The sequence below is a fragment of the Maritalea mediterranea genome, assembly GCF_021568695.1.
Classification (GTDB): Bacteria; Pseudomonadota; Alphaproteobacteria; order Rhizobiales; family Devosiaceae; genus Maritalea; species Maritalea mediterranea.
In genome coordinates this window covers 22,090-48,254 of record NZ_JAKGTI010000002.1, presented here as the reverse complement: position 1 = coordinate 48,254, position 26,165 = coordinate 22,090, and the positions used below count along the sequence as shown (strand labels likewise).

Below are 26,165 nucleotides of genomic sequence, written 5' to 3'. Positions count from 1 at the left end.
CTATGTCAGATTTATTCGGCACGGATGCGCCGGCTGCCGTGCCCCATGAGCAATTTGAAGATCGACCCTTGGCGGATCGGTTGCGTCCCAAAACTCTTGATGAGGTGGTGGGGCAAGATCATTTGCTGGGGCAAGAAGGTGTGCTCACCCGCATGATCAATTCAGGGCGGTTGGGCTCGCTGATCTTTTGGGGGCCGCCCGGTTCGGGCAAAACCACGGTGGCGCGGCTGCTGGCGGATCAGGTGGATTATCATTTTCACCAGATTTCGGCGATCTTTTCGGGCGTGGCTGATCTTAAAAAGACGTTTGAGATGGCCCGGCAAATGCGCGCCAATGGCAAAAAGACCTTGTTGTTTGTGGATGAAATCCATCGGTTCAACCGAGCGCAACAAGACAGTTTTTTGCCGGTAATGGAAGATGGCACCATCGTGCTGGTGGGCGCGACCACCGAAAACCCATCCTTTGAACTGAACGCGGCGCTCTTGTCGCGGGCGCAGGTGCTCAGCTTCAAATCTCATGATCGGGACGCAGCCGAGCAATTGATTGACCGGGCGGCGGAGCTGGAAGGCCGTAAAACGCCGCTGGACGACGATGCGCGGCGCGCCCTTCATGAGATGGCGGATGGAGACGGCAGGGCGCTCCTGGGGCTATTGGAAGAGGTGTATGCCGCGACAAAGGATAATGAGGTGCTGGATCAGAAGGCGCTTGAAGCGTTGGTGCAGCGGCGGGCGCCGGTTTATGACAAAGGGCAGGACGGGCACTACAATCTGATCTCGGCGCTGCACAAGACCATTCGGGGCTCTGATCCGGATGCGGCGCTTTATTATTTGGCGCGGATGCTGGTGGCGGGGGAAGACCCGATGTTTATCGCCCGGCGGCTGATCCGCATGGCCTCTGAAGATATCGGCCTGGCCGATCCGCAGGCACTGCCGCACTGTATCGCCGCGCGCGACGCCTATCAGATGCTGGGTTCGCCCGAAGGCGAATTGGCGTTGGGGCAGGCCGCCGTTTATCTGGCGCTGGCGCCCAAATCCAACGCTGCTTACAACGCTTTCAACGCGGCAATGCGGGTGGCCAGGGAAACCGGGTCGCCAACGCCGCCCAAAGTGATCTTGAATGCGCCGACCAAGCTGATGAAATCAGAAGGCTATGGTGATGGCTATCAGTATGACCATGATGCGCCGGACGCCTTTTCGGGGCAAGAATATTTCCCGGAGAAGTTGGGGCGGCAGACTTTTTATGAGCCGGTGGAGCGCGGCTTTGAGCGGGACTTGCAAAAGCGGATTGATTATTTCAAACGCTTGCGTTTGAAGCGACAAACGGGCAAAAGCTAGCTCTACAGTTTTTTGAAGCGGGAAGGACAGTCATGTCCTACATTTTGGTTGGTTTAGGTGGTGCTTTCGGCGCCATGGGACGTTTTGGCATTGGTCAGTTGATTATGCGTTTCGGCCTGACCGGATGGCCCTATGCAACCTTGGCGGTGAATATTATTGGCTCCTTTATCATGGGGCTGGTGATTGCACTGTTGGCACGTCACACGCCGGAGTGGTCAAACTCAGCGCGTTTGTTGCTGGCGACGGGGTTTTGCGGCGGGTTCACCACCTTTTCGGCCTTCTCGCTGGATTTTATCAGCCTTTATGAGCGGGGGCAGACAATGTCTGCGCTGCTCTATGTGGGCTTGTCAGTTGTTTTGTCCATCGCGGCATTATTTGCGGCGATGACGTTGGTGCGCGGGAGTGCAATATGAGTGGTGTTCAACATCGAAAAGTGACACAGGAAGAAGATGGCATGCGGTTGGACCGCTGGTTTTCCATCCATTTTCCCGATTTGCCGTTTTCGCGTCTAAACCGGATTATCCGCAAAGGTGAAGTGCGGGTGGATAAGGGGCGCGTGAAGGCCAATCAGCGGCTGGAAACAGGGCAGACCGTGCGAGTACCTCCGATTGCCGACGCCGGGGTAAAGCCGAGCAAACCCAAGCCGATCAATGAAAAAGACGTGCAATTTTTGCGCGATATCACGCTTTATGAAGATGATCAGATTTTGGTGTTGAACAAGCCGCATGGGCTTGCGGTGCAAGGCGGCACGGGCACCAAACGGCATTTGGACAAGATGCTGGAGAGCATTCCCAACAAAAAGGGTGAAAAGCCACGCTTGGTCCACCGATTGGACCGGGACACCTCCGGCTGTTTGTTGGTGGCGAAAACCCGTTCGGCAGCCTCACACTTTGGCAAGATTTTCCGTTCGCGGTCGGCCCGAAAGATTTACTGGGCGGTCACTGCGCATATGCCGACGCCGAAGCAGGGCAAGATCTCCTGTTTTCTGGCGCGGCGCGCCACGGAAGATGGTGAGCAAATGCATGTGGTGGAGCAAGGCGAAGAGGGCGCGCAGCACTCTATCACCCACTATTCAGTGACCGATGATGCGGCGACGCGCGTGGCTTGGGTCACTTTGAAGCCGGTAACCGGCCGGACGCACCAATTGCGGGTGCATATGGCGCAAATGAAATCGCCGATCATTAATGACCCGCGCTATTTCTCCATTGAGAACTGGGAAAAGCCGGATGGCATGGGTGAGGGATTGCATTTGCATGCCCGTCGGTTGGCGCTGCCGCTGCCGAATGGCCATCGCCTGGACATCACCGCGCCGCTGCCGGCGCATATGCAGCAGACATTTGATCTGTTTGGCTTTAACGCAGCACAATATGACCCGAATGACGAAGAATTGGACGAAGATTGATGCGCCTTGTTGTTTTTGATGTGGACGGCACTATTGTCGATAGTGCCCATATTATTATTGATGCGGCGCACTATGCCTTTGACCGGGAAAAGCTGAAGCTGCCCACAGCCGAAGATGTGCGCCACGGCATTGGCCTTAAGCTGGAAACAGCGATCGGGCATTTGCTGGAAGAGCATGATGATATTCTGGTGGACCGGTTGGCCGGGCATTATCGCGACTATTTCTTTGGCAAGGTGACCGACGAGCCGCATATTGAGCATATTTATGACGGTGCTTATGACGCGATCCACCGATTGGGCGCGCAGGATACGACCTTGTTGGGAATCGCCACCGGCAAGCATTTGCGCGGCGTGCATCGCCTGTTCGACAATCATGATTTCGGCCATCATTTTGTGACGCTGCAGGCGGCGGACAATAACCCGTCAAAGCCGCATCCGGGCATGTTGCACAATGCGATCAATGAAACGGGCGTTGAGGCGGGCCGCACTGTGATGGTGGGCGACACGCGCTTTGACATGCAAATGGCCAAGGCGGCCAATGTGAAGGCGATTGGCGTGGCGTGGGGTTATCACGACAAGGCAGATTTGCTAGAGCATGGCGCGGATGTCGTGATCGACAAATATGAGCATATTGACGACGCAATTGATGGGTTAGTGGGCTAATGCGGGAAATTCTCAAAGAAGCGGAAGCACATATACAGGATGGCTATGGACGCGCGCAGGAACATGCGAAGCAGCCCTTGCCCAAACGGTTTTACAAAGAGGTCTCCACTGACGAGGTAGGGGGCAAGCACCGTGTGTTGCTTGATGGCAAGCCGATCAAGACACCGGGGAAAAAGACAGTTGAGTTTCCGGACCCAAAGCTGGCACAATTAGTGGCAGATGAGTGGGCTGCGGCGGAAGAAAAGATCGATCCCTCCAAAATGCCGCTGACGCGCCTTTGCAATACGATTGTTGAGAGCGGGGAAGAGCATTTGCAGCCGGTGCGCGCTGAACTGCTTAAATATGCCGGCAGTGATTTGCTGTTTTATCGGGCAGACGGCCCGGACAGCCTTGTTGCCTTGCAGCGCCAGCATTGGGATGCGCCGCTCGAAATGTTTGAGCGCGAATATGGTGCGAAATTTGAACTGGTCGGCGGCGTGATGCATGTGATGCAGCCGCAGGAAAGCCTCGATAAAATCGACGCGCTGGTTCAGCGCTATGGCTTATTCTCCGCTTTCGCCGCCATGTCGATCACTTCAATCACCGGTTCGGCCCTGCTGGCCATCGGCCTGCGCGAAGGGCACTTTGAGTCTGAACAGGTTTGGACTGCCGCCTATGTGGATGAGAATTATCAGGCCAGCCAATGGGGCGAAGACGAACAGGCCATGGCCGCCCGCGCCTTCAAGCGCCAGGACTATGATGCCGCGGTGCGCCTGTTTGAACTTTTGAATCCGGAAGTCTGATTAAGTCTTTGATTTCGTGAGTGCTTGATCTTTAGGAAATCGGCCCCGGATCAAGTCCGGGGCGGCCACTGTTTTGGCTAATGAGCTACCGCACACGAGGCCATCCCGGCCTTGAGCCGGGATCACGCTCACGGCCCAGATTCCGCAACGCAAGTCACCACCACCACCGCGTCATTGCAAGACTTGATCTTGCAATCCATTTGAGCGTTCCGCGTGTAGAAACGCATGTGATGAGATCCGCAGCGCTTCCGCGAGTGGACACGTGCATTGGCCCCCCAAGATCAAGTCTTGGGGTGACGGTGGAGGACTTAGCGATGCAAACTAAAATAGTGATTCCAAAAAATGAGCTAAGTATATGACCTAGCTTTGTGAATTCGAAGCCTGATCGCGCAGCCATTGCACGATGGCGGGTTCGATTTCTTCCAACGGGTCGGTCACGAAGCTGCGTTCATGGGCGTAGGGATGCGGGATGGTCAGCCGGTCGGTTTTGATCACTTTGCGGCCGTAGGCGATCACGTCGATGTCGATGAGGCGTGGGCCCCACTTCTCGTCGCGTTTGCGGCCCATGGCCTCTTCAATCATCAGGCCAGCTTCTAGCAACCCTTCAGCGCCCAAAGAGGTTTCGATCTCAATCGCCATGTTTAAAAACGGGTTCTGGTCGGTTTTGCCCCAGGGATCGGTTTCGATGATGGTCGATTTTTTGATGATGTGAATATCCGGGTGGGCATCCAGCCGGCGCAGCGCCTCTTTCAGTTGGGCGCGCGGGCGACCAATATTTGCCCCGAGGGCCAGCCAAGCACGCGCCATTATGCTGTCTCCCGGTCTCGAATGATTTCTATGGCAAACTCGCCTGACACAACAGGAATAGGGGCTTCCGGCTTGCGCACGCGGACTTTGATCCATTCAATCGTCGGAAACGCCTCAAACAGCCGATCAACAATATGCTGACCTAGAGCTTCGATCAATTTGAAGCGCGTTTCGGTGATGGCTTCGTGCAGCAGCTCAAAAATGTCGGCATAGGAGATGGTGGTTTCCACATCATCACTTTTGCCTGGCTCGCGTAGGTCCACACCGCACTCCAGGTCAATACGAAAGCGTTGACCTAGGGTGTTTTCTTCCAACATCACCCCATGATAGCCATAAAAAGCGAGATCTGAGAGAATGATCTTATCTTCGACACGGTCCGTGCGAGCCATAATTAAACGTCCTTTGGCGGTGGCGGGCCATAAAGCATTGCCTTGGCGACTTGCAGTGCATCGCGATTCTCGCGCACATCATGCACGCGGAATATATGCGCGCCTTTTCCATATGCAAGTACCGTAGAGGCGGCGGTGGCCGCAACCCGTTCTTTTGGGGTATTGCCCAGCAATTTGCCAAACATGGATTTGCGGGAGGTGCCAATTAGCAGCGGATAGCCAAGGGCATGCAGTTCGTCGACCCGACGCAGCAATTCGTAGTTCTCATCAAAGTTTTTGGCAAAGCCAAAGCCGGGGTCCAAGGCGATTTGAGATTTGGAAATGCCTGCGTTTTCAGCGATTTGCAGACTCTTCTCAAAGAACCGATTCATCTCGTCGATCAAATCTTTTTCGCGGTCGCGGTCTGGATCCCAGTGCATCAATATGGCCGGGCAGCTATAATGGGCTGCGACGTCAGCCAGTTCCGGGTCGCGCTGAAAGCCCCACACATCATTGATGATTTCAGCTCCGGCTTCCATGGCCTGTTGACCGACAATGGCCTTGTAGCTGTCAATAGAGATGGGGGCTGTGATGCCTGATTCTTTGAGGGCATCGATGGCGGGCAAGACGCGATCGAGCTCTTCTTGGGCCGCCACAGCTTCGGAGCCGGGGCGGGTGCTTTCGCCGCCAATGTCCAAAATATGCGCACCTTCGGCGACCATCTTTTGCGCCTGCGCGATAATCTTATCGCGGTCGGTGAAGTCACCCCCGTCAGAAAAGCTGTCGGGCGTGACATTGAGAATGCCCATCACAAGGGGATCGCGCCCCAGTGTGATTTCACCAGACTTGAGCTGCCATTTGAACTCCTGATGCATCATTCTGCAGCGGGTTTGGCCACAAATTCAGGCTGTGCAGGCTCGCCATAAAGGTCATATTCGTCGCTATCGACCAGTTTAACCTTCACCATGTCGCCGGGTTTTACGCCTTGCACATCGTCGATAAACACTTGCCCATCAATATCTGGCGCGTCCCATTGGCTACGGCCGAGTGCACGGTTGTCTTCGGGGGCCACATCGTCGATCAACACATCAATCTCGCGTCCGACTTTCTGGCGCAACCGTTCGGCGGAGATGGCCTGCGCTTTGATCATCAAACGATCATAGCGGTCCTGCTTGATCTCGTCGGGCACTTCGCCTTCAATTTCATTGGCCACCGCGCCGGTCACGGGCTCATATTGAAACGCGCCCAAGCGGTCGATTTGGGTTTCGTCCAGCCAATCGAGCAATTGCTGGAAGTCGTCTTCTGTTTCACCCGGGAAGCCCACGATGAAGGTAGAGCGGATGGCCAGATCCGGGCAGATGTCGCGCCAATGTTTGATGCGATCGGCGGTTTTGACCTGATTGGCCGGGCGGCGCATGGCTTTAAGCACATTTGGCGCTGCGTGTTGGAATGGAATGTCGAGGTACGGCAAGATTTTGCCTTCAGCCATCAGCGGGATGGTCTTGTCGACATGCGGGTAGGGGTAAACATAGTGCAAGCGCACCCATGCATCCAATTCGCCCAGCTCTTCACAAAGATTGTGGAACCGTGCTTCCACATCGCGCTTGTGAAAGCGGGACGTAGCATATTTGATGTCTTGGCCGTAAGCGCTTGTGTCTTGCGAAATCACCATGATTTCTTTCACGCCCGCCTTCACCAGCCGTTCGGCTTCATAAAGCACGCTGGCCACGGGGCGCGACTGCAAATCACCGCGGATGGACGGGATGATGCAGAATGTGCAGCGGTTGGAACAGCCTTCGGAAATTTTCAGATAGGCGTAGTGGCGTGGCGTTAGGCGCAATCCATCGGCAGGCACTAGATCTTCAAATGGCTTATGTACGGGCGGCAGATTTTCATGAACCGCTTCCACCACCGCTTCATATTGATGCGGGCCGGACACGGCGAGCACTTTTGGGTGCGTGTCGCGGATCAATTGCTCTTCGGTGCCCAGACAGCCAGTAACGACCACTTTGCCATTTTCATTGATGGCTTCGCCAATGGCCTCAAGGCTTTCAGCTTTGGCGCTGTCCAAAAATCCGCATGTATTGACGATCACCAAATCCGCGCCCTCATAGGAGTGCGAGAAATTGTAGCCCTGCGCGCGCAAAGTGGTCAAAATGCGTTCTGAATCGACAAGCGCCTTGGGGCAGCCAAGGCTGACAAGTCCGATGGTTGGGTTCTGGTTCATCCGTTCGGCCTTTAATAGGATTTGAATGGGCTTTCTAACGCACTCAAATCCTACGTCAAGCACAAGTGCTGTGGCTTAGGAGAATGTGCTAATCACCTCATCCAACTGGTCGCACAGAAAATCGGCATTTTCGCGGCTAAACACCATAGGCGGCTTGAATTTCAGCACATTGTCCAGCGGACCATCGGTTGAGAGTAGAATGGAGCGGTCGCGCATGGCATTTACAATGGCGCTGGCTTTCTCCGTTGCCGGGGTCAATTGCTCATCTTCAACCAGCTCCATGCCGAGAAACAGGCCGTGGCCGCGTACGTCGCCCACCAGATCATATTTGTCTTTGATCGTTTGCCAGCGGCCTAAAATGTAATTGCCCAATTCTTTGGCATGGGCCTGCAGGCCCTCATTTTCAATCACATCCATCACCGCCATGCCCACAGCCATCGATACAGGGTTGCCGCCGAAGCTGTTGAAATATTCCATGCCGGTGTTGAACTTGTCGGCCAGTTCCTTGGTGGTGACCACCGCGGCGAGGGGGTGGCCGTTGCCAATGGGTTTGCCCATCACCACAATGTCCGGCACCACATCTTGCAGTTCATAGGCCCAGAAATGCTCGCCCACACGGCCAAAGCCGCATTGTACTTCGTCAGCAATGCACACGCCGCCTTCGGCACGTACGGCTTCGTAAACAGCTTTGAAATAGCCTTCCGGATATGCAACCTGACCGCCGACACCTGAAATGCTTTCAGCGATAAAGGTGGCGGCGCCATTGCCCGTTTTGGCTTTGATTTCCGCGATGCGCCGTTTCACATCCTCCGCATATTTCGCTCCCGCATCATTGTCGCCATAGCGATAGGGCCCGCGGAATGGATCGGGGAATTCGGCGATATGGGTAAAGTCGGGCTGTGGAAAGCCGCCTTTGCGTTTGAATTTATAGGGGCTGACATCAACAGCACCTTGCGAGTTGCCGTGATAGGCCCAATCCAGCACGATTGTGTCTTTCTGGCCCGTAGCCTGCCGCGCAATGCGCAGCGCCAGTTCATTGGCCTCGGTGCCTGAATTGACAAAATAGGCGACCGACAAATGCTCCGGCATTTTTGAGGTGAGGCGTTCGGCAAAGTCGAGCACCAACTCGCTCAAATAGCGGGTATTGGTGTTGAGGATTGCGGCTTGTCGCGAAATCGCCTCCACCAAATGGGGGTGGCAATGGCCGATATGGGTGATGTTGTTGACGCAATCCACGAAGGCCCGGCCTGTGTGATCATAAAGATGCACGCCTTTGCCAGACACCATTTTGAGCTTTTTATTATAGGAAACGCTCAGTGACGGGCCGAGCAGATTGGCGCGGCGCTGAATTAGCTTGTCTGGTGTTTGATCATCAATTTCAAAGGTTTGTGGAGCCTGGTTCATCAAAAGATTCGGGTTGGGGCAGATTTGCTGCCACACATCCCACATGCTTTTGTGCGCCACGCCGTTGAAATTGGTGGACTGGCTCAACATTGAGGTCATGATTTGGACATGAAGATGCGGATACCAGCCGCCATTCACGTCCCAATCGCCAATATGGCCGATCAATTGGCCTTTTTCGATTTTGTCGCCCACATGGTGCAAATCAAAGATAGAGCGGGAGAGGTGGCCGTAAAGCGAGTAGAATGGCACGCCCTTATCCGTTTCATGCTTTAGAATCAGTGTGGGGCCATAATCCAGCTCAAACGCATTGTCATGCACGGCATAGACTTCGCCCGCCATTGGCGCGTGCAAGGGCTCGTCGGCATGGACAAACACGTCCACGCCCATATGGATGGTGCGGCGTTCTTTTGATAGTTTGGAGGCGAAGGCATCGGTTTGATAGACCGTGCGGTCTTCGCCGTAGCGGCCAATGCCGAAGCGGGCTTCTTCTTTGGCACATTTGTCATCGAACCAGGCGTTAAAAGCCTTGTCGCTGAAGGGCGGAACCGTCGTGTCGCTGCCGTCAGCAGGTATGACAAACCGGGCTTCATATTTGAAATCAGGCTTGAACAGTGAGGCGGTATTGGGCTGATTTCGCTCAAGAAACTCAATGATGTGGCTTGTGTGATCCACAGCGTCCAGTCCCGCTGCATGGCGGAACAGCGCCGTCATAAATTGCGGGTCAACATCATCAAGCCGATCAAGTAGCTCGAGTGCTGGCTTTTGTGAGACCAGCAAATATTCATTTTCTGGATGAGCCTTGATCTGGTGCGAGGACATCGCCACGCTGACGGTGAGGCGCATGCGGATCAAATCAAACAGCACATCTAGTTCTTCCGCAAACAGCGGAAATTCAGCGCAATATTTACTGACCAGCGCTTTCGACGCCGCAAACAGATCATCTTGACCCATCAGGGCATAGGCCATCGTCACGGCCAGCTCGTTGATTTGTCGCCCATGGCACATATCGCCAAAATCAATCAGTCCTGTGACCTTGCTTTCATCACTTGGATCGATCACCAGATTATTGTCGTTTGCGTCCTGATGGATTACCGCCATGCGCAAATGTTGCAGTTTGGGCGCGGTCTCCGCACGATAATGCGCAAATAATTGCTCGGCACGTTCACGATGGGACGGGTTAGCGATCGAAGGAAAAAAATCCTCGGCGGCCAAGGCGTTGTCCAAATTCCAGATGAAATCTGGCCGATGCGCAGCGGGGTGATAAAAGCCACTGAATGCTGTTGAGAATTTGCCCATAAAGCGCCCTAGATCGGCCAGACGGTCCAGTGATACCGGTTTTTGCGAGTAAAGGTCGCCTTCTAAAAAGGTCAGTAGCCGCACTTGATGTTCATTGTCGGTTTTTTGCGCTACGAACATCTGTTCGCCCTCACTGGTTCGCACCAGTTCTGGGCATCCATCAAAACCGGCTTTTTTTAAGAAAGTCAGGCTATCATTCTGCAGGTGCAGAAAATCGACATCTTCGCCAGCATTGGCGATTTTAAACACAAACCTTCCCTGGTCAGTAGAGACCGCGAAATTTTGATCCCGCTCGCTGTCCAGTGTTTGTATCTTTCCCTCTAGCCCATATTTAGCGGCGAGCAATTCGGCGACATCTTGTTCGGTAAATTGCGGCGGGGCAAATTCAAAAGCTGACATAGGCGCTTGATCTCTTTATGGAATGGTTTTGGCTATATTATCCAAAATGAGGGTCAATTGGACCCCCAAACAGCGCATGAAAATGCGATAAATAAAAATGGGTTCATGCCAGAAAAGCATGAACCCAAGACAAGGTATAAGTCACTGATGCGCTGCGGATTATTCTTTGGTGGTGCTAGAATTTCGAGCAGCGGCTGGGCGTTTGGCCGTGGTTTTGCGTTTTGCGGGTGTTTTACGGGGCGCAGCTTTCGTGGTCGTTGTGCGCTTAGCAGCACTTGCCTTTGTCGTGGTCTTACGGGGACTTGCAGCGCTGGCTTTAGCTTTAGGTTGTGCCGGTGTCGCTGGTTCCTTTGCACGTGCCGGTGCATCCTCATCATCCTCGGCGAGTTCTTCCAAAGCGTCCTTCACATCATCGAAGATGGATAGGGCAGGACGCACAGGTTGCTGAATTTCCATCAGCTTTTCGTTTTTCTTGAAGAACACCAACAAAGTTTCGCACAAAACGCGCAACGCCACAAAAGCACCGAGCCCAAAAATGCCGACTTCCAAAATGCCCCACAGACCAGAGCCGAAGGAATCGGCAAAGGTTGCGAATAAGTGATTGATGGACCAGAGCACAATGGTGCCCAGACCAAGCAAATAAAGCAGCTTGATGATTTTTGGCGCAATCATGCGGTCCAGATTGAAGATGGTGCCGCTTGTGGCCAATCTCTTGATGTCTTCGGTGTTCATTTTGTCACCTTTGGCTGGGTGGTTGTCCTATCGCCCTTAAGCTTTAGCACAATTTGGGGAAATATGGCCAGCATACAAGGGGTTAAACCCTGGTTGTCGGACCAAATATACGTTCAAAATTCTTTCTAAGGGCGCTATCCAGTTCCGGCATGGAAACCAATTGTCCCAAATCCTCAAAACTGGTGACGCCTTGATCGCTGATGCCGCACGGCACGATGCCACGATAATCATCGAGGTCCGGATTGAGATTGATCGAAATCCCGTGAAAACTCACCCAGCGGGACACACGTACGCCAATCGCAGCGATCTTGTCTTCTTTATTGAAGCCCTTTTCGGGCCGTCTAACCCAAACGCCAACCCGACCATCGCGTTGCTCGCCGTCAATATTGAAATCAGCCAGTGTGTCAATCACCAATTGTTCCATCGCCCGCACGAAAGCGCGTACATCGCGGCCGCGTTGCTTGAGATCCAGCATCAAATAAACCACGCGCTGGCCTGGGCCATGATAGGTATATTGCCCACCACGGCCCGCGTCGAATACGGGCAGCATGTTCGGGTCAGTCAAATCGTCAGCTTTAGCCGATGTGCCGGCTGTGTAAAGCGGCGGATGCTCCAAAAGCCAGGCGAGTTCCTCCGCTTCGCCGCGCACCAGTTTTTCTACATGCGCCTTCATGCGCGCCAAGGCATCTGGATAGTCCACCTGATGGTCTGAGATCTTCCAGTGTGTGGGGCGCTGATCAGGGCGCAGAATTGTAGGATTTTGAGACATAATGTGCGGTAAATTTGGGTTTTGTTAAGACTTCGATAACCATGGGCGGTGCAAGGTCAATTGCATCGCCTCTGGTTTATGCCATATAGCTTTGAGGTGCAATGACATGATTCTGTTGCTTGAGGCCGAACTGCATGGACGCGTTAAAATCCATTGATGTAGATATTACTGTTGAGTTGGGCGCAACCAAAATGCCGGTGCATCACCTGCTGCGCATGGGCCGTGGCGCGGTGATCGAGCTGGACGCGACGGAGTTTGATCCGCTCAAAATCTATGCCAACAAAACCTTGGTCGCCACTGGGGAGATCAAGATTGATGATGGGCAACTCTCAATTGAAGTGCTGGAAAAGATCACAAAACAGCCTTAGGTTCGCCTCAGCCATAAAAAGTTATAAATAGAGCTTGTGTGCAACATGACCATTTGATAAATGGTGGCGCGCTTAAGACGATTATGCGGTCGTGGCGGAATTGGTAGACGCGCAGCGTTGAGGTCGCTGTGGGGTAACACCCGTGGAAGTTCGAGTCTTCTCGACCGCACCATTGTTAGAGGAAATGCTGTTTTAAATTAACGGCTTAAGGTTGTGTGTGTAGGTTTCTTACACACCTCCTTACACAGTTTGCGTGGCGGTGGGACGCAGATTCAGTGATAATGCGGATATCTGCACAAACCGACGTTTTGTTCATTTTTTGTGGCTTAATTTAGTTTTTGCACCGTCTCAGGAAAAGCCTAATCAATGTCTCCTGATTTTATGCTTTTTCGATCTGGCCGCCAAATGAACATTTCTCTCGTGGACTCGAATTATTGGACTTGCGGTGGCTATCGTGTTTGTGGGCTTTCGAGTTGAAAATATAGTGTGTTGTTCGGTATTCGGATTCCGCGATCGTATTCCCATTCGTCATATTTTGAAAACAATGTCGTCCTTGAGGCTTCATCTTCAGCTTGGACCTAATTCATATTCAAGAAAGCAAATGCCCCGCTATGTTCAATCGGATTGATGACGGGATTGTTGCTGGGTAGGTCAACTTCTGCGGTAAGGCCGTTGAATCTATCGGCGTAATGCGACCAGAGCAAATGCGACTGAAAATCAACTTATAGAGGGCAGATTTTAAATCGACTTCTTTTCGGAGCCAACGTCTTTGACGATACATTGTGCTTCATTCCTATGTCTGCTCTATGAATGAGCAAATATACCCTCCATTGGATTATTCAGGCTCGTCCTATCCGCACAATAAGGTCGGTTGCTCGGAACAATATCTAGTGTAAATTCATTGTTCTTCGCTGATCGATACCTATATGCTCGCATTCTCAATCCCCTCATTGCTGAGAAATTCTCCGTCAGAATTCTTACTGACAAGGCCACATTGTGCGGAGAGGGAAAGAAGCATCGCGAGGCGATCCTCCGTAACCGTCGGTTTCCACGGAGAGCTTACGAGGGCTGTCAGTCCGGTTTCTTCAATGGCAAGCCTCAAGCGTTGGTTGCGGCCGTCAAAACGGTTTACAGCCGTTGAGAAGTGCTGGCTGATTACCGTGGCCTCCATAATGTACTCAAAGGCTTCCGCGATGTTGACATTTTCGAGACCGGTCAATCTGTTTCGAAGTACAATAAGAGATAAGCGCGGCGCAGTGCCGAGTTGTATCATGTCCGCTGGGGCGTTTTCCGCTCCTGCAAACGAAGCACACTGGAGAAGCCCGAAGAAGCACGAGGCTGCAGCATCTGGGTCACGCAGCCGAGACTTATCGGTGATTTCTGCCATGATCGAAAAGGGATCAGGAAGATCATGTTTGTTGATGGCTCCAATGAAATTCTCAACTGAGTTGGACTTGGCATCCAGTTCGTTGATCAGTTCTGCAAGGGTTCTGTCTTCGCCGAGACCGAAATCGGTGGGTGTCCATAAGGTTTTGAATTGCGAAGCCATCGCCGACGGATCGACGACGTCGTGGCGAAGTATCTGATCTTCGCACCAGCCGAGTAGCGTTTCCAAGGCAAGTCGTTGTAGTTGTCGCATTTGAAGCGTGAGCCATTTTCGGCGGCATTTCTCCAGCACGGCTGGGATATCATACGTGGAGCCATCGGTACGAATGGAGAAGCACATACCTCGTCTGATCTCTGGAATGCTCTGTGGAGTGCCCGCCTCTTGCAAATGATGGCGCGCGAGAGAGAGGGTCGTGCTGCGCTTGCTGAGCAATGTATCGTTCAAACCAACAGCCTCTTCAGTCATCAGGGCGCTTGAGAATATCGCCATTTCTTTGTGTTCAACCGTTTCGGGAGACCAAAGTGACCATAAGGCGATGGCATCGCCTTTGTTTGCCTCGACGGGATCAAGCGTTGCCAACAGACGATCATACCGCCCTCCATCCTCACGAAGTTTCTTGTCCAATGATTGTGCCAAAGCTGCGCCTGCGCTTGATACCCTAAAGAATCCTCTGCGTCCTGGAATGGGCGATAGAAATCCTAGTCCTGTTACCGTTTTTAGCGCAGGTCCGTACCAAAGAGCGGCAATCAAACTTGTACTGCTCTGCACGCGGCCCCAAGCGTCAAAGCTTAGCGGTTTTACGCCATCCTTGTCTGGCGGAGGCGTGGCCCAAATGCCTGGAATACGCTCGGATGTTTCGTGGTGGCTCGCACCCCATGTGAACAGCACTTCTATTCTTTCGCGGAAAAGCTTCAGATCATCACTGTTTGCTTCTTCAATTCCAGCTTCTTCGCAGAGGTCGTGAAACTTCCAGTAAACCCACGACATAAGCGAGAATGGACGAATATAAGAGGTCACGTTGTTGATAGAGGGGATCATCTCTCCCATCATGTCAAGATTAGCTTGGCGCAGACCCAAAAAATCAACACCGCTGTTTTCGCGATCAAGCGGAGCAAGAAAAAAAGGCTTCTGTGGAAGTTCTATATTCATGGCTCTAGATCCAATGAGTATTTTTGACACTGGATGCAGTGACCAATCCTCTGACGTCGGAGCTGATTGAGTTCATGCACCGGGTAACTGCACCAACAGTGGCTACATGCGTGATAATTCGGAATGGCACGCTTTACCTGCTGCTTCCAGTTAGGTTTTGACAGTTTGGCATGGAGGGATCGACCGATGGGTGAAGCAAATACCTCCCAGTTTTTGGGAATGACTTTTCTTCGCTCTGCAAGGTAAAGCGCATCTTCAAGCTGGCGGCGACGTGTTTTTGTCGTCAACACGTCTATGAGCGCGGCTTTCAGTGCGTGTGTATCAAGCTCGGGTAGGAGCGTGGATGCGAATCCTGTTTTCGGATCGGATACGAGACTTCCAATGGCCAGCTCTTTACCAACGGCACGAGAACAGAATCTCTCCAATGCATCGTGCAGGGCGACCAACTGTGCGGCGTCGGCTGGGCTATCGGCGAATGCGGAAAGGATCGCAGCGGTTGTGAAGATGTGCTGCGTCAAAGCAGACACGCTATCTTCATTGGCTAGGCCGCGTTTGCTCGCATTGATGAACCATTGACCCAAGAACTCGCGCGCTCCATCAAAATCATCTAGGCGGTGAAGACGCATCCACATGCCAACTTCAAGTTGGATCACCAGCAGAGCTTTGAGCGATTCGGGGCTATCCGCGGCATCATTGATCATGTGATCGAGTGACCTCTCGAAGTCATCTAGTCCAAGTATATAAGCATCATCGTCAGCTGTTCTTTCGCGCTCCCCAACATCCTCGTCCTCAGCGACGACGGCATCTGGACTTGTCTTTGCCGTTCTTAAAAATATATAGCGCCCGCGCTCCAAGAGGGTTTTTAAGTCCAGGTGCCATGCCGCCATTCTCGTGACTATATTTGGCCAGATGGGGTTCCCGTTTGATCATTTCCGCAGGCGGTGTCCATGTCGGCCATTTTCGTTTCCACTGAACCAAAGCGCGGCCGGACCAAGAAAAACCGGCCCGCCCCAAACCGACACCATATCGAATGGCTTTGTTGTCCGGCTGCACAAGATAGAGGAAAAAAGAAGACGTATCGACAATGATTGTGCCAACGGGTTCCTTAGTACGGTACCGCACGGTTTGGCGATAATATTGCGGGTCGATCTTTTCCACAGGCAGCGCGGCGATTGGGAAGCGCTCTTTGGGCAAGGGCCCATAAAGAGCTTTTGCCGCGCTTAAATCTGGTGCTTCACCGGCTGTTGTTGTGCACCCGGCGAGCACACTGGTCAGCGCGAAGGCGCCAGCGGCTTTAAGCATATGTCGCCGTTCTGGCGAGAATTGAGATGAGTTCATTTTTACCACATATATAAATAGGCCGTGCGCGAAGTGCCCTTTGGTAGGAGCATAAACAGCGCAGGCTTTCCGACATCAAAAGGTGACTTTAAATGCGGTTTAATATGGGTGGGGGGCCGTTTGGCCACTCCTGAATAGGGCGCATTGCGCCCAAAAACGGCGTGTTGGCTTCAACCGGGCTTGGGGAAAGCATCAAAGCCAACTCACCTAATATGGCATGCACACAATCGCTCGCGTAGTCTTTCGCATCAAGAGCCGCCTTGGCGTCGTCGCAACAACCATGGGCCTTTTCCACCCCTTGCTCCAGCACGCTTGCCAACGCAAAGCCTTTGCCTTGCGCTGCACTTGTTGCCATGCTGAGCTGGCCCAACAACAATATAGCTGTGACCATAAGGGTAAAGGTGCGTAGCATAACGATAATCTAACCGCCACGGACTCGCATTTCCAGTGAAATCATAAGTGCTTCTTAGCCTTCCACCTGAAACCAGGCATTCATGCCCGAGGCAGCATGTTCCAACATGTGGCAATGGAAAAGCCATTTGCCCGGATTATCCGCTACAAAGGCAATTTGGGTCGATTGTTGGGTGCCAATGAGAAATGTGTCGCGCCACAAGGGGTCAAACTCGACACCATTGCCATCGCGGTCTTCAACCAGAAAGTGATGCCCATGCACGTGCATCGCATGCATAAAGGCGGTTTCATTGATCACATTCAACTCTACGGCTTCACCCTGCTTCACCGTGAAGAGCGGTTCTTCTGCTAAATTGGCCACATTGTTAAACGCCCAGAATTGCTTGGTGCGCTGAAAATCACCGCGCTGCATTTTTTCGCCCTGATAGACAATATCGCCAAGTCGTCCCATTGCCCCGCCGGTCATGCGCAGGTCAAACTTGAAGCGGTTGGCCTTGGCAGGCACGGGCAGCGGATTGGGCCTTGGCGGCACAAAGGGCGCGACGTTTTCACATGGCGTGGTCACGTCAAAAAAACAGAACGCGAAGGGCTCGCGCGACAGTTCTTCCAGCGTGAAGCTTTCTTGTGGCTCCACCAAAATATCCACCCGCTGTGCCGGCCCCAGCAAGAGGGGCTTATATCCCAATGCTGTTGGCGCATTTGGTAGGGCCTGGCCATCAAAGCTGATGATCTTGCCGCCAAATCTTTCCGGGTCTATTTCCATGATGCGGGAGTTGCTGGCATTGACCAGGCGCAACAGGTGCGATGCGCCCTTGCAAAGAGAAAAGCGCGGCAGGCTTTCACCATTGACCGTGAGCCAATTGCCCAAGCGCCCGTCATGGCTCCAATCCATCGGCGCGCCCAAACTGGCCGCATCGAAACGGCCAGTTTCATTCAAACGCCAATCATCCATAATCACTAAATGATCTTGCGTCTCTGGCAAAATCTCACCTTCCGCCGGATCAATGATCAGGCCACCGTAAAGCCCACGCGCCACTTGTTCCCAGCTTTTGTGATGCGCGTGATACCAATAGGTGCCCGCATCCGGCGCGACGAACTCATAGGTGAAGCTTTCGCCCGGTTGCACAGGTTCCTGCGTGAGGCCGGACACACCGTCCATGGCGTTGGCGATGCGCAAACCGTGCCAGTGAATGGATGTGGGTTCCGGCAGATTGTTGGTGAAGTGAATGGTCACTTTCTCCCCTTGCCGGAATCGCAAAGTTGGCCCGGTCACCTGCCCATCATACCCCCACAGGGTGGAGGCTTGCGCTTCGGGGGCATGATGCAGCTTGTGCATCACAGGGGCGGCTTCCAGCTCAATCTCGGTGCCGGTGGCAGCCCGCGCGAAAAGCGCAGGCTGGCCCAAGGCAAGTGAGGTGGTCGCACCCATCCATTTTAACATTTGCCGTCTATTGAGCTGCATCGTCATTTGCTCCTACCAGATAAGTGGCGATGGCCTCTAAGTCCTGCGGCGTTAAAAAGGACGTGCCATCGCGCACGACCTCCACCATTGATCCGCCAAACACATCCCCGTCTGGCTTGATGCCACTTTTAAGGGCATAGGCAAGCGTCGACTGGGTCCATCCCTTTTCCTTCAATGCAAAGCTATGAATGGACGGTGATTTTCCGCCGTCGGGCAGTTTGTCGGCGCCCTGAAACTTGAAGCTGGCTTCTCGCGCACCGGCAAAATTGCGGGGTGTGTGACAGGCGCCGCAATGGGCCGGGCCTTCAACGATATATTTGCCGCGATTCCAGGCCTTGGATTGCGATGGATCTGGCTCAAAGGGTTTCGGATTCAGAAAAGCGGCACGCCACACTTTGAGGCCCGCCCGCATATTATATGGAAACCTCATCTGGTGCGGTTTTGACGGCTCATCCACACCCGGCACCGTTTGAAAAGCCGCCCAAAGATCAGCAATGTCCTGATCGGTCAGCTTGGCATAGAACGGATAGGGGAATGACGGATAATAGGGCTCGCCATCGGGCGAGACCCCTTGGCGAACGGCTTTGGCAAACATCTCAATTGTCCACTCCCCCATGCCGTGCTGTGCAGACATGGTGAGGTTGGGGGAATAAAAGGTGCCGAATTCGGTCGCCAACTCCACGCCCCCTGCCAACGGAGCGCCGCCATTTTCGGCATCCGTGTGGCAGGCGATACAGCCCGACATGCGTGCCAGATAAGCACCGCGCTGGGCGTTGCCTTCAAGCGTTTCAAGTTGCGGTTCTTTGCCGATGGGCCAGAGCATCACGGCAAGGGCAGACACGACGGCAAAAGCCGCCGCGCCTGCAAAAAACACAATTGTTTTCTTGCGCATTATTTTTGCTCTGCCCGATATTTGGCATGGCAGCTGGCGCAGGTTTGCGCCAACATATTGAACACTCCGTCAGCGGGCATTTCGGCCAATTGTTCGGGGGCCATCATGGGTCGATTGCCCATCATGCCAGAGCCACTCATCATCCCATTATCGTTCCCCATCATGTCGCTGCTCTCCATCATGGAGGAGCCACTCATCATGCCGGATCCGCCCATCATGTCCGTTTGGTCCTGCTCTTGCATCATCAGGCCATTAGGGGCCGCGGCCTGCAGGGCAACGGCATAGGTTTTGAGTTGGGTCGCCAGTGCTTCAAATTCGGCCGGCTCTGACCAGATCTCCGGTTTGGCCTCAGACGGCGCGCCGTCACTGCCTTCTGGAAACAGGCTGACCAATGCTTCCCCCCCATGAGCCTCAATGGTTTGCGCATGTGATTTAACGGCGGCTTCGTCATAGTCGACATCACCGCGCATCATAGAGGACAGCGATTTTACCGCTTTGCCCATCGCCATCATGCCGTCCATACGCTCTTTTACAATGCCGGTGGCCCCGCCATGCGCCAGCGCCGCGCCGGTGATCGCAAGCGAAAACACCGCGCCAATCGTCAGTTCAATTTTGTTCATTTTGTCCTCTTTAAATCGAATAGCGTTTAAATGTGCTGCTCGATCAGAGGCGGGGTGGAGGCGTGTCTTGCGCGATGGCACGAGCCATCAAAATAGGTGATTTTTGTTTGATAAAAGTGGGCCCGGTCGGCACGATCAGGCTGGGAAACCCCATATTGCCGATCGCAATTTTTGCCCCGCAATGCAGGCTGGAGCGATCATCGCACCCTATTTCATAGCCGGTGGCGGGCGCATGTTCATGGGCCTCAGCCGTAAATGTTGTCTGGTGCTCATGCTCACCATAGATCAACATCTCACCATTGGAGGGTAATGCAGTGGCCAGCGTCAGCAGCATTGCCAGGGCCAGAAAAAGTCCATTTGCCCATCCAAAATATTTGCGGCTGTTGATACTCAATGCAGCTTACCACCTGTCAGGTCTGAATCGTTGCCCGATTGCCAATAGTCCGCCCAATATCAAACAGGGCGATTTTCGTGTCAATCTATCCATCAGGTCTTCGCCCTGCTTTTGCAGCAGCAATGGGGTGAAAAAAGGGCAGATATTGCACAGAATTGGCATTGAACCATTGGTTTTTCATCATAAGCCGGCTTCGCGCGGCCACAATAGCTTGACCTTCCAGTGCTGGAAGGTTGCATGGTGGTGGCGTATATTGACAGGGACGAAGGATTTTGATCATGCACGATGACCGACGCCAAGGTGACTATAAAGCCAACTCCCTTTCTCTCAGTGGCACGGTGGCCATGGGCACCGGCGTGATGATCGGTGCCGGCATTTTTGCCCTTACCGGACAAATGGCCGAGCTGGCAGGCAATTTATTTCCGCTTGCCTTCATCATCGGGGCCATCGTCACCCTTTTCAGCGCCTATAGTTACATCAAAATGTCCAACGCCTGGCCGTCAGCAGGCGGCATCGGCATGATCTTGCAAAAATGCTATGGCGCGGGCGGCATTGCGGCAGGGGCAGCTGTTTTGATGGCCTTGAGCATGGTAATCGCAGAGAGTCTAGTGGCCCGCACATTTGCCACCTATGTGCTGCGGTTTTTTGACATTTCCGGCGGCATTTTGGTGCCCATACTGGCCGTCGGGGTGATCATATTCGCCTTTATCGTCAATATTGCCGGCAACCGGTCTGTGGGCATGATCTCAATCGTCATGGCCGCCTTTAAAATTGCCGGGATCGCGCTATTTGGCTTCGCCGCGCTATGGGCCAGCGGGTTTGACTTTGCAATCGTGAAACAACCCACCCAAACAAGTGCATTTGGCTTTGTTGCCTCCGTTGCTTTTGGTATTTTGGCCTTTAAGGGGTTTACCACCATCACCAATAGCGGCGCCGAAGTTGAAGACCCGCACAAAAATGTCGGCCGAGCCATTTTTATCTCAATCATGATCTGTGTCGCGGCCTATTTGCTCGTCGCATTTGGAGTGAATGCCAGCCTGCCAATTGATCGGATCATTGAGGCGAAAGACTATGCGCTGGCCGAAGCTGCAGAGCCCGCCTTGGGGCAGGTCGGGTTTATCTTAACGATCTTGCTGGCGGTTATCGCGACGGTCTCAGGCGTGATTGCCAGTATTTTTGCTGTCTCCCGCATGTTGGCCATGCTCACCGATATGAAAATGATCCCCCACAGCCATTTCGGCATGAGCGGCACGATCCAACGCCATACGCTGGTTTATACAGTGGTCACCGCGTCCTTTTTGGCCATGTTTTTTGATTTGAGCCGTATTGCGTCACTCGGCGCCTTTTTCTATCTGGTGATGGATATGGCGGTTCATTGGGGCGTTTTCCGCTATCGGCGAAAAGAAATCGGCGCTTCGTCAATCATCCTGCTGTGTGCCCTCACATTTGATGCCGTTGTGCTGGCCGCCTTCACGTTGGTGAAACTGGAAATGGACCCCACAATTGTGGTGATTGCTTGGGTCGCCATCGCCGCTGTTTTTGTGTTTGAACGCTTCTATCTCGGCAAGTGGCTGGCTGATCCGGGGCAGCATGAACATCACGCTTAATCGCCCGCAATCTCTTAATCACCATCAAAGCCCTTATCACTATAGTCGGGCTGCAATGGGTGGCCTGGTACTATTCCTAGGAAGAGCGATTTAGGAGGCATGTCCATGATGTCCGAAGCAAGTTCGAGCTTGCGGCATAAATGCCCTATCTCCAATGTCCGCTTTTGGGATATTGACTAATTGCAGCCAGGCTCCCAATGTCGGCGAAGAGCCGCGAGCGCTTGAAGGCGAAACTATAGGCTCAGTAAGAGCGAACTTCTCTCGAGAGTCCTAATTGGCCAATGGATCGCCTGCTAAGGGAGTATGAACATTTGCCTCGATAGTTGGACCTCCTTGGTTTGATTCGAAGTCTTGTGCTCCGACCGCCGACCAGCATATCCATTGGCGGCATGGTCCGTCGTGGCTAGGCCATTTCAAACGGAGAGCTGCCCATCCGCCGATGCCGGTCGCTAGCTCACACTTTGACGCAAACCAGTTCCACCCCGTGCGCATGGATTTTGTCCCGGTCTTTTGCCGGGAGGCCGTAATCGGTGATGATCATGTGGATTTCGCTGAGTTCTGTAATGCGGTAGAGCGCCCGTGCATTGAAACGGCTGCTGTCTGCCAGAAGGATGGTCTTTTGCGCGGCCTGCATCATAGTGCGCTTCAATTCGACCAGTTCGAGAACCGTGTCGGATGCGCACTCAAAATCCACTGCCTGCGCTGACATGAAATACAAATCGCATTTCACATCATTCAAGAAGCTGATGCCCGGCTCGCCAAGGAGGCTATAGGCACCAAACCGGTTGGAACCGCCCGGCACAACTAGTTTTAACGGCGGCTTGTAGGTCAGGGCATGGGCGACATAGAGATCATTGGTGATGACCGTGAGCGGGTCTGTCCTCGTGGCAATAGCATCTGCCAACAGGTGTGAAATGGCACCAGTATCGATCAAGATGCTTTGGTCGGCATTGATGTGCTTGAGCGCTTCGGAGACGATGGCATTTTTTTCTTCGACCGCAGTGCGGCGCGCCAGATCGGTGCTTGGCTCATAGGTGGATTGTTGACGCATGCGCACCGCGCCGCCATGGGTGCGGCTAAGATAGCCTTCCTTGGCCAGAAAATCTAGATCGCGTCGGATGGTTGAAACTGAGATATTGAACCGGTCGGCCAGATCCTGGCTGGACCCCGCAAAGTTGATGTCAAACCAGTCGATCAGGCGTTGGCGCCGTTCTGCCGGCAACATCTCTTCAGAATTATTCTCCTGCGAATCGTCCATGACGTCCTCCATACGCGCGTGTCGACACATCTATTTGCACAAAATATCCAATAATACCAAGCACAAACACACTCAACCCGATGCTGCGCGTTATCGTCTCCTATAGCAAACCGGGAAGCCAAAGGGCCAATTGTGGAAAAATCACTAGCAAGGCGGTTCCTAAGCACAGCAGTAGAAAGAAGGGCAGGGCGGCCCACACGGTTCGGCCCAGTCCAACAGTGGTCAAGCCCTGCAAAATATAAAGGTTTAGTCCCACGGGCGGTGTCAATGCGCTCAACTCGATCATGATGACGAGGAAGACGCCAAACCAAATGGGATCAAAGCCTGCCTGAATAATCAGGGGCACTGCAATAGGCACGGTCATGACGGTCATTGACGTGCCGTCGATGAACATGCCCAGCACGATATAGAGCAAGGCGAGAATGACCAGAACGCCGATGGGGGACAGGTTCATGTTGGCAATGGCCTCGGTGATCTGCACGGGAAGGTGCATAAAGGCAAAGGCGGCCGACAAAAAAGACGCAGCAGCAATCAAAAGGCAGATCATTGCTGAAATCCGGATTGTGGTCATCAGCGAGTCCACAATCATCTTGATGGAAAACTGCCCCGTAAACACCGTGATCAGGATGGCAACGGCGACGCCAACGGCTGCTGCCTCTGATGGTGTGGCAAGGCCTGAATAGATTGACCCCAGAACCAGGAGCATCAAAACGAGTATGGGCACGAGGTCCCAGACACCGCGCAGCATCTGCCTGAAGCTGGCCTTCTCGACGTTTGCAGGTTCCGCACCGGGTTTGATGAAAGACACGACAATAATGTAACCGGAATACAAAAAGGCCATCAGCAGGCCGGGCACGAGGCCAGCGGCAAAGAGCTTGACGATCGAGACTTCGGCGAGAACTCCATAAATGATCATCGCAATCGAAGGCGGGATGAGCAGGCCGAATGTTCCGGCGCCAGCCAGTGAGCCGGACGCCAGATTCAGGTCATAGCCACGTTTTAAAAGTTCCGGAATGGTGATCTTGCCTACAGTCGCGGTTGTGGCATTGCTGGAGCCGCTGATCGCGGCAAAGATCGTGCAGCCAATTACATTGGTGTGCAGTAAGCCGCCAGGAATGCGGGATACGATCGGCGACAGCCCGCGAAACAGCCTTTGGGAAATGTCGGTGCGGAAAATGATGTCGCCCATCCAGATGAAAACTGGAATGGCGGCAAGTTCCCACGACACTGCACTGGAGGAAACCACCTTTGTGGCGATCGTGCCGATGCGGATCAGGTCAAAATCGAGCACAATATACAAAGCACCGACCCCCACCATGATCAGGCCGGCAAAAATCCAGACCCCAGCGCCCAGAAACAGGGCCATCATCAACAAAACTACGATTGAGGCTGCAACGAGTGACATGGCGTTCTATTCCCGTTTTACTAGAGTTTGAGCAGAGAGTTTTCGTCGTAGCCGTGACTGATCAGGCGCGCGCCACGAACTAAGATTTGCAAGCCGAGTAGAGCCAGCCCCACAAGGAAGATTGCAGCAGGAATCCAGAGAGGGATTGGCAGATAATGCTCGGTAGTGGAGCCGCGGGCCCAAAGCTTGCCTACGGTGCGCCATTCGAAATACATCAGCCAGACAATGAGGATCTCGACACTCACAATACAGAACGCTTCCGTGGCCCAGCGGACCCGTCCGCGCAATACCTGCGTGACTGCGGAAATGCGGATCATGCTGCCTTCTTCAAGGGCCCATGCCGCGGCCAGAAATGTAATGGCCGCAACACCATGACCGACAAGAACGTCAGTCATGAAAGTGGACAGCGAGAAAAACCTGAGGACGATTTCCACCAGAATCAGACCGACCATGAGCACCAACAGGATCGCGGAAATACCAGCCGCAATCCTGTTGAGCCGGGAGGAAATCATTTCCAGAACGCTAACCCATTTTGGGGTGGGGCGCTTGATAGACTGATCTTCTTGTGTGTTGTTATCGGTCATTCTCGACCCCACCCAGCTTTAGCGTTTAGGTTTATTGCATCTTTGCTTTTTCAAAGGCATCAAGCAATGCGGCACCGCGCTCGCCGGTCTTTTCAAGCCAGTCTTTATGCACTTCGCTTGCCGCCTCTCTCAGATGGTCAAACACTTCCTGGGGCACTTCATCATCGGTTGTGATTGTCATGCCATTTTCGCGCATCGTTTCATACGGACTTGTCATAGCCTTCTGCATGACTTCCCAGTTGAATGCGTCACAATCGTCAATCGTGACGGTCAAGGCGGTCTGGGCGGCTGGGGTCAAACGATCGAATGCATCTGCATTTACGTGCGCCACAAAGATGCCCATGGCATAATTGACTTCTGTGAAGTCACTTAGATAATCCCAAATGGAGATTTGCTTGCCGCCATCGGCTGAGGTTAGCACGGCATCCACGCCGCCTGTGGAAAGCTGCGGCACGAGGTCTGACCATGCAATTTGCAAGGGAGCCGCGCCGGCGCGCTTTAGGGTTTCTGTTCCGTTGACGTCATAGGTGCGAATGCGCAGACCCGTGATCGCATCAACCGAGGTGATCGGCTTTTTAGCATGAATGCCGCTTGGCGCATTTGGAACAGCCCAAAGCAGTTTCATGCCATTTTCTTCGAATACTTTTTCATATTCGGGACGGGCAACCTGCCACAACAAATATGCCTGCTCGGGCGTGTTGGCGAGGAACGGCAATGAGCTGAGACTAAAGATAGGATCAACACCACTGAGCTGTGTCAAGAGTGTAACGGCTGCCTGAACACTTCCGTCCTGTACGGCATCAAAGTGATCTGCTGAACTGAAACCAAGTGCGCCGCTGCCCTGATAGGTAATGTCGATGTCATCGCCTGCGATTTTTTCAACTTCCGCAATGCAGTGTTTTGCAGCCTGCCCAGTAAAGCCGGACAGATCGTACTCATCCGAAAAATCCCACTTTACAGGTTCGGCCATCGCTGCACTCGATGCGCAAGCAACGCTCAACGCAACTACGGAGCTAACAATACTTCTATTCCATTTAAATGACATGTTCGTCCTCCCATTGATTGAATTCTATCGTTCTATCTTCCCCAAAACCATGGTTTCGGGTGT

The 26,165-nt window shown here is 53.3% G+C and carries 26 protein-coding genes and 1 tRNA gene; 8 read left to right on the top strand and 19 right to left on the bottom strand.

Annotation, left to right across the window (positions count from 1 at the left end; translation table 11 throughout):
- Positions 1-2: 2 nt before the first annotated feature.
- The 5 genes from L1I42_RS09165 to L1I42_RS09145 are packed head-to-tail and all read left to right on the top strand — an operon-like array spanning position 3 to position 4,180.
- Complete coding sequence (locus L1I42_RS09165; RefSeq protein ID WP_236114239.1) at positions 3-1,334, top strand: replication-associated recombination protein A; 1,332 nt, start codon at positions 3-5, stop codon at positions 1,332-1,334.
- A 32-nt stretch (positions 1,335-1,366) separates the two neighbouring features.
- On the top strand, positions 1,367-1,747 hold the full coding sequence (gene crcB, locus L1I42_RS09160; protein ID WP_236114238.1) for a fluoride efflux transporter CrcB: 381 nt from the start codon (positions 1,367-1,369) through the stop codon (positions 1,745-1,747).
- On the top strand, positions 1,744-2,736 hold the full coding sequence (locus tag L1I42_RS09155; protein WP_236114237.1) for an RluA family pseudouridine synthase: 993 nt from the start codon (positions 1,744-1,746) through the stop codon (positions 2,734-2,736). The genes crcB and L1I42_RS09155 overlap by 4 nt, the downstream gene beginning before the upstream one ends.
- Positions 2,736-3,398: an HAD-IA family hydrolase gene (locus L1I42_RS09150; RefSeq protein ID WP_236114236.1), complete on the top strand. Its 663-nt coding sequence runs from the start codon at positions 2,736-2,738 to the stop codon at positions 3,396-3,398. The genes L1I42_RS09155 and L1I42_RS09150 overlap by 1 nt, the downstream gene beginning before the upstream one ends.
- On the top strand, positions 3,398-4,180 hold the full coding sequence (locus L1I42_RS09145; RefSeq protein WP_236114235.1) for an ATP12 family chaperone protein: 783 nt from the start codon (positions 3,398-3,400) through the stop codon (positions 4,178-4,180). The genes L1I42_RS09150 and L1I42_RS09145 overlap by 1 nt, the downstream gene beginning before the upstream one ends.
- A gap of 360 nt (positions 4,181-4,540) precedes the next feature.
- Here the strand turns inward: L1I42_RS09145 and folK are convergent, their stop codons facing one another.
- The 7 genes from folK to lipB form a co-directional block, all read right to left on the bottom strand.
- Positions 4,541-4,987 carry a 2-amino-4-hydroxy-6-hydroxymethyldihydropteridine diphosphokinase gene (gene folK, locus L1I42_RS09140; protein ID WP_236114234.1) on the bottom strand — a complete coding sequence of 149 codons (447 nt, stop codon included), beginning with the start codon at positions 4,985-4,987 and terminating at the stop codon, positions 4,541-4,543.
- A complete protein-coding gene (gene folB, locus L1I42_RS09135) occupies positions 4,987-5,376 on the bottom strand; it encodes a dihydroneopterin aldolase (RefSeq protein ID WP_236114233.1) in 390 nt (129 codons plus the stop codon). Before folB ends, folK begins: the two co-directional genes overlap by 1 nt.
- 2 nt (positions 5,377-5,378) lie before the next feature.
- On the bottom strand, positions 5,379-6,233 hold the full coding sequence (gene folP / locus L1I42_RS09130; RefSeq protein ID WP_236114232.1) for a dihydropteroate synthase: 855 nt from the start codon (positions 6,231-6,233) through the stop codon (positions 5,379-5,381).
- Positions 6,230-7,582 (bottom strand): 30S ribosomal protein S12 methylthiotransferase RimO, encoded by a 1,353-nt coding sequence (gene rimO, locus L1I42_RS09125; protein WP_236114231.1) that lies wholly within the window; start codon positions 7,580-7,582, stop codon positions 6,230-6,232. Before rimO ends, folP begins: the two co-directional genes overlap by 4 nt.
- A gap of 75 nt (positions 7,583-7,657) precedes the next feature.
- Complete coding sequence (locus L1I42_RS09120) at positions 7,658-10,681, bottom strand: aminotransferase class III-fold pyridoxal phosphate-dependent enzyme (protein WP_236114230.1); 3,024 nt, start codon at positions 10,679-10,681, stop codon at positions 7,658-7,660.
- Between the two features lie 159 nt (positions 10,682-10,840).
- Positions 10,841-11,413, bottom strand: a complete 573-nt coding sequence (locus L1I42_RS09115) for a DUF4282 domain-containing protein (RefSeq protein WP_236114229.1) — start codon at positions 11,411-11,413, stop codon at positions 10,841-10,843.
- 82 nt (positions 11,414-11,495) lie between these two features.
- Positions 11,496-12,182 (bottom strand): lipoyl(octanoyl) transferase LipB, encoded by a 687-nt coding sequence (gene lipB, locus L1I42_RS09110; RefSeq protein ID WP_236114228.1) that lies wholly within the window; start codon positions 12,180-12,182, stop codon positions 11,496-11,498.
- A gap of 134 nt (positions 12,183-12,316) precedes the next feature.
- Here lipB and L1I42_RS09105 point away from each other — a divergent pair, with 134 nt between their 5' ends.
- The gene (locus L1I42_RS09105) at positions 12,317-12,550 is read left to right on the top strand and encodes a FliM/FliN family flagellar motor switch protein (RefSeq protein ID WP_236114227.1); all 234 of its coding nucleotides are present in this window, start codon (positions 12,317-12,319) and stop codon (positions 12,548-12,550) included.
- Positions 12,551-12,635: 85 nt separating this feature from the next.
- Positions 12,636-12,722 (top strand) — tRNA-Leu (locus L1I42_RS09100).
- A gap of 750 nt (positions 12,723-13,472) precedes the next feature.
- Here L1I42_RS09100 and L1I42_RS09095 read toward each other — a convergent pair.
- The 8 genes from L1I42_RS09095 to L1I42_RS09060 all read right to left on the bottom strand — a co-directional run bounded on the left by L1I42_RS09095 (position 13,473) and on the right by L1I42_RS09060 (position 20,203).
- On the bottom strand, positions 13,473-15,086 hold the full coding sequence (locus L1I42_RS09095; RefSeq protein ID WP_236114226.1) for a hypothetical protein: 1,614 nt from the start codon (positions 15,084-15,086) through the stop codon (positions 13,473-13,475).
- A complete protein-coding gene (locus L1I42_RS09090) occupies positions 15,083-15,787 on the bottom strand; it encodes a hypothetical protein (protein ID WP_236114225.1) in 705 nt (234 codons plus the stop codon). Before L1I42_RS09090 ends, L1I42_RS09095 begins: the two co-directional genes overlap by 4 nt.
- Before the next feature lie 88 nt (positions 15,788-15,875).
- Positions 15,876-16,424: a L,D-transpeptidase gene (locus tag L1I42_RS09085; protein ID WP_236114224.1), complete on the bottom strand. Its 549-nt coding sequence runs from the start codon at positions 16,422-16,424 to the stop codon at positions 15,876-15,878.
- Positions 16,425-16,512: 88 nt separating this feature from the next.
- Positions 16,513-16,836 carry a hypothetical protein gene (locus L1I42_RS09080; RefSeq protein WP_236114223.1) on the bottom strand — a complete coding sequence of 108 codons (324 nt, stop codon included), beginning with the start codon at positions 16,834-16,836 and terminating at the stop codon, positions 16,513-16,515.
- Between the two features lie 54 nt (positions 16,837-16,890).
- A complete protein-coding gene (locus L1I42_RS09075; protein WP_236114222.1) occupies positions 16,891-18,297 on the bottom strand; it encodes a multicopper oxidase family protein in 1,407 nt (468 codons plus the stop codon).
- On the bottom strand, positions 18,284-19,189 hold the full coding sequence (locus tag L1I42_RS09070; protein ID WP_236114221.1) for a c-type cytochrome: 906 nt from the start codon (positions 19,187-19,189) through the stop codon (positions 18,284-18,286). Before L1I42_RS09070 ends, L1I42_RS09075 begins: the two co-directional genes overlap by 14 nt.
- Positions 19,189-19,809, bottom strand: coding sequence for a c-type cytochrome (locus L1I42_RS09065; protein WP_236114220.1), 621 nt, complete (start codon positions 19,807-19,809; stop codon positions 19,189-19,191). The genes L1I42_RS09070 and L1I42_RS09065 overlap by 1 nt, the downstream gene beginning before the upstream one ends.
- Positions 19,810-19,852: 43 nt before the next feature.
- A complete protein-coding gene (locus tag L1I42_RS09060) occupies positions 19,853-20,203 on the bottom strand; it encodes a hypothetical protein (RefSeq protein WP_236114219.1) in 351 nt (116 codons plus the stop codon).
- A 278-nt stretch (positions 20,204-20,481) separates the two neighbouring features.
- Here L1I42_RS09060 and L1I42_RS09055 point away from each other — a divergent pair, with 278 nt between their 5' ends.
- Positions 20,482-21,810, top strand: coding sequence for an APC family permease (locus L1I42_RS09055; RefSeq protein WP_236114218.1), 1,329 nt, complete (start codon positions 20,482-20,484; stop codon positions 21,808-21,810).
- Positions 21,811-22,264: 454 nt separating this feature from the next.
- Here L1I42_RS09055 and L1I42_RS09050 read toward each other — a convergent pair whose 3' ends face one another.
- From L1I42_RS09050 to L1I42_RS09035, 4 genes are all read right to left on the bottom strand, one after another.
- Positions 22,265-23,068 carry a DeoR/GlpR family DNA-binding transcription regulator gene (locus L1I42_RS09050; RefSeq protein ID WP_236114217.1) on the bottom strand — a complete coding sequence of 268 codons (804 nt, stop codon included), beginning with the start codon at positions 23,066-23,068 and terminating at the stop codon, positions 22,265-22,267.
- Positions 23,069-23,168: 100 nt separating this feature from the next.
- Positions 23,169-24,473, bottom strand: a complete 1,305-nt coding sequence (locus L1I42_RS09045) for a TRAP transporter large permease (protein WP_236114216.1) — start codon at positions 24,471-24,473, stop codon at positions 23,169-23,171.
- A gap of 20 nt (positions 24,474-24,493) precedes the next feature.
- Positions 24,494-25,057: a TRAP transporter small permease gene (locus L1I42_RS09040; protein WP_236114215.1), complete on the bottom strand. Its 564-nt coding sequence runs from the start codon at positions 25,055-25,057 to the stop codon at positions 24,494-24,496.
- 31 nt (positions 25,058-25,088) lie between these two features.
- Positions 25,089-26,102, bottom strand: a complete 1,014-nt coding sequence (locus L1I42_RS09035; protein WP_236114214.1) for a TRAP transporter substrate-binding protein — start codon at positions 26,100-26,102, stop codon at positions 25,089-25,091.
- Between the last annotated feature and the right edge of the window lie 63 nt (positions 26,103-26,165).

Excerpts from the sequence above, each read along its gene's own strand:
- folK (WP_236114234.1), bottom strand. The coding sequence starts at position 4,987 with ATGGCGCGTGCTTGGCTGGCCCTCGGGGCAAATATTGGTCGCCCGCGC.
- L1I42_RS09090 (WP_236114225.1), bottom strand. The coding sequence starts at position 15,787 with ATGATCAATGATGCCGCGGATAGCCCCGAATCGCTCAAAGCTCTGCTG.
- folB (WP_236114233.1), bottom strand. The coding sequence starts at position 5,376 with ATGGCTCGCACGGACCGTGTCGAAGATAAGATCATTCTCTCAGATCTC.
- L1I42_RS09045 (WP_236114216.1), bottom strand. The coding sequence starts at position 24,473 with ATGTCACTCGTTGCAGCCTCAATCGTAGTTTTGTTGATGATGGCCCTG.
- L1I42_RS09065 (WP_236114220.1), bottom strand. The coding sequence starts at position 19,809 with ATGAACAAAATTGAACTGACGATTGGCGCGGTGTTTTCGCTTGCGATC.
- L1I42_RS09050 (WP_236114217.1), bottom strand. The coding sequence starts at position 23,068 with ATGGACGATTCGCAGGAGAATAATTCTGAAGAGATGTTGCCGGCAGAA.
- L1I42_RS09070 (WP_236114221.1), bottom strand. The coding sequence starts at position 19,189 with ATGCGCAAGAAAACAATTGTGTTTTTTGCAGGCGCGGCGGCTTTTGCC.
- lipB (WP_236114228.1), bottom strand. The coding sequence starts at position 12,182 with ATGTCTCAAAATCCTACAATTCTGCGCCCTGATCAGCGCCCCACACAC.
- L1I42_RS09150 (WP_236114236.1), top strand. The coding sequence starts at position 2,736 with ATGCGCCTTGTTGTTTTTGATGTGGACGGCACTATTGTCGATAGTGCC.
- rimO (WP_236114231.1), bottom strand. The coding sequence starts at position 7,582 with ATGAACCAGAACCCAACCATCGGACTTGTCAGCCTTGGCTGCCCCAAG.
- L1I42_RS09120 (WP_236114230.1), bottom strand. The coding sequence starts at position 10,681 with ATGTCAGCTTTTGAATTTGCCCCGCCGCAATTTACCGAACAAGATGTC.
- L1I42_RS09080 (WP_236114223.1), bottom strand. The coding sequence starts at position 16,836 with ATGCTACGCACCTTTACCCTTATGGTCACAGCTATATTGTTGTTGGGC.
- L1I42_RS09155 (WP_236114237.1), top strand. The coding sequence starts at position 1,744 with ATGAGTGGTGTTCAACATCGAAAAGTGACACAGGAAGAAGATGGCATG.
- L1I42_RS09115 (WP_236114229.1), bottom strand. The coding sequence starts at position 11,413 with ATGAACACCGAAGACATCAAGAGATTGGCCACAAGCGGCACCATCTTC.
- L1I42_RS09105 (WP_236114227.1), top strand. The coding sequence starts at position 12,317 with ATGGACGCGTTAAAATCCATTGATGTAGATATTACTGTTGAGTTGGGC.
- L1I42_RS09055 (WP_236114218.1), top strand. The coding sequence starts at position 20,482 with ATGCACGATGACCGACGCCAAGGTGACTATAAAGCCAACTCCCTTTCT.
- folP (WP_236114232.1), bottom strand. The coding sequence starts at position 6,233 with ATGATGCATCAGGAGTTCAAATGGCAGCTCAAGTCTGGTGAAATCACA.
- L1I42_RS09040 (WP_236114215.1), bottom strand. The coding sequence starts at position 25,057 with ATGACCGATAACAACACACAAGAAGATCAGTCTATCAAGCGCCCCACC.
- crcB (WP_236114238.1), top strand. The coding sequence starts at position 1,367 with ATGTCCTACATTTTGGTTGGTTTAGGTGGTGCTTTCGGCGCCATGGGA.
- L1I42_RS09095 (WP_236114226.1), bottom strand. The coding sequence starts at position 15,086 with ATGAATATAGAACTTCCACAGAAGCCTTTTTTTCTTGCTCCGCTTGAT.
- L1I42_RS09145 (WP_236114235.1), top strand. The coding sequence starts at position 3,398 with ATGCGGGAAATTCTCAAAGAAGCGGAAGCACATATACAGGATGGCTAT.
- L1I42_RS09085 (WP_236114224.1), bottom strand. The coding sequence starts at position 16,424 with ATGAACTCATCTCAATTCTCGCCAGAACGGCGACATATGCTTAAAGCC.
- L1I42_RS09165 (WP_236114239.1), top strand. The coding sequence starts at position 3 with ATGTCAGATTTATTCGGCACGGATGCGCCGGCTGCCGTGCCCCATGAG.
- L1I42_RS09075 (WP_236114222.1), bottom strand. The coding sequence starts at position 18,297 with ATGCAGCTCAATAGACGGCAAATGTTAAAATGGATGGGTGCGACCACC.
- L1I42_RS09035 (WP_236114214.1), bottom strand. The coding sequence starts at position 26,102 with ATGTCATTTAAATGGAATAGAAGTATTGTTAGCTCCGTAGTTGCGTTG.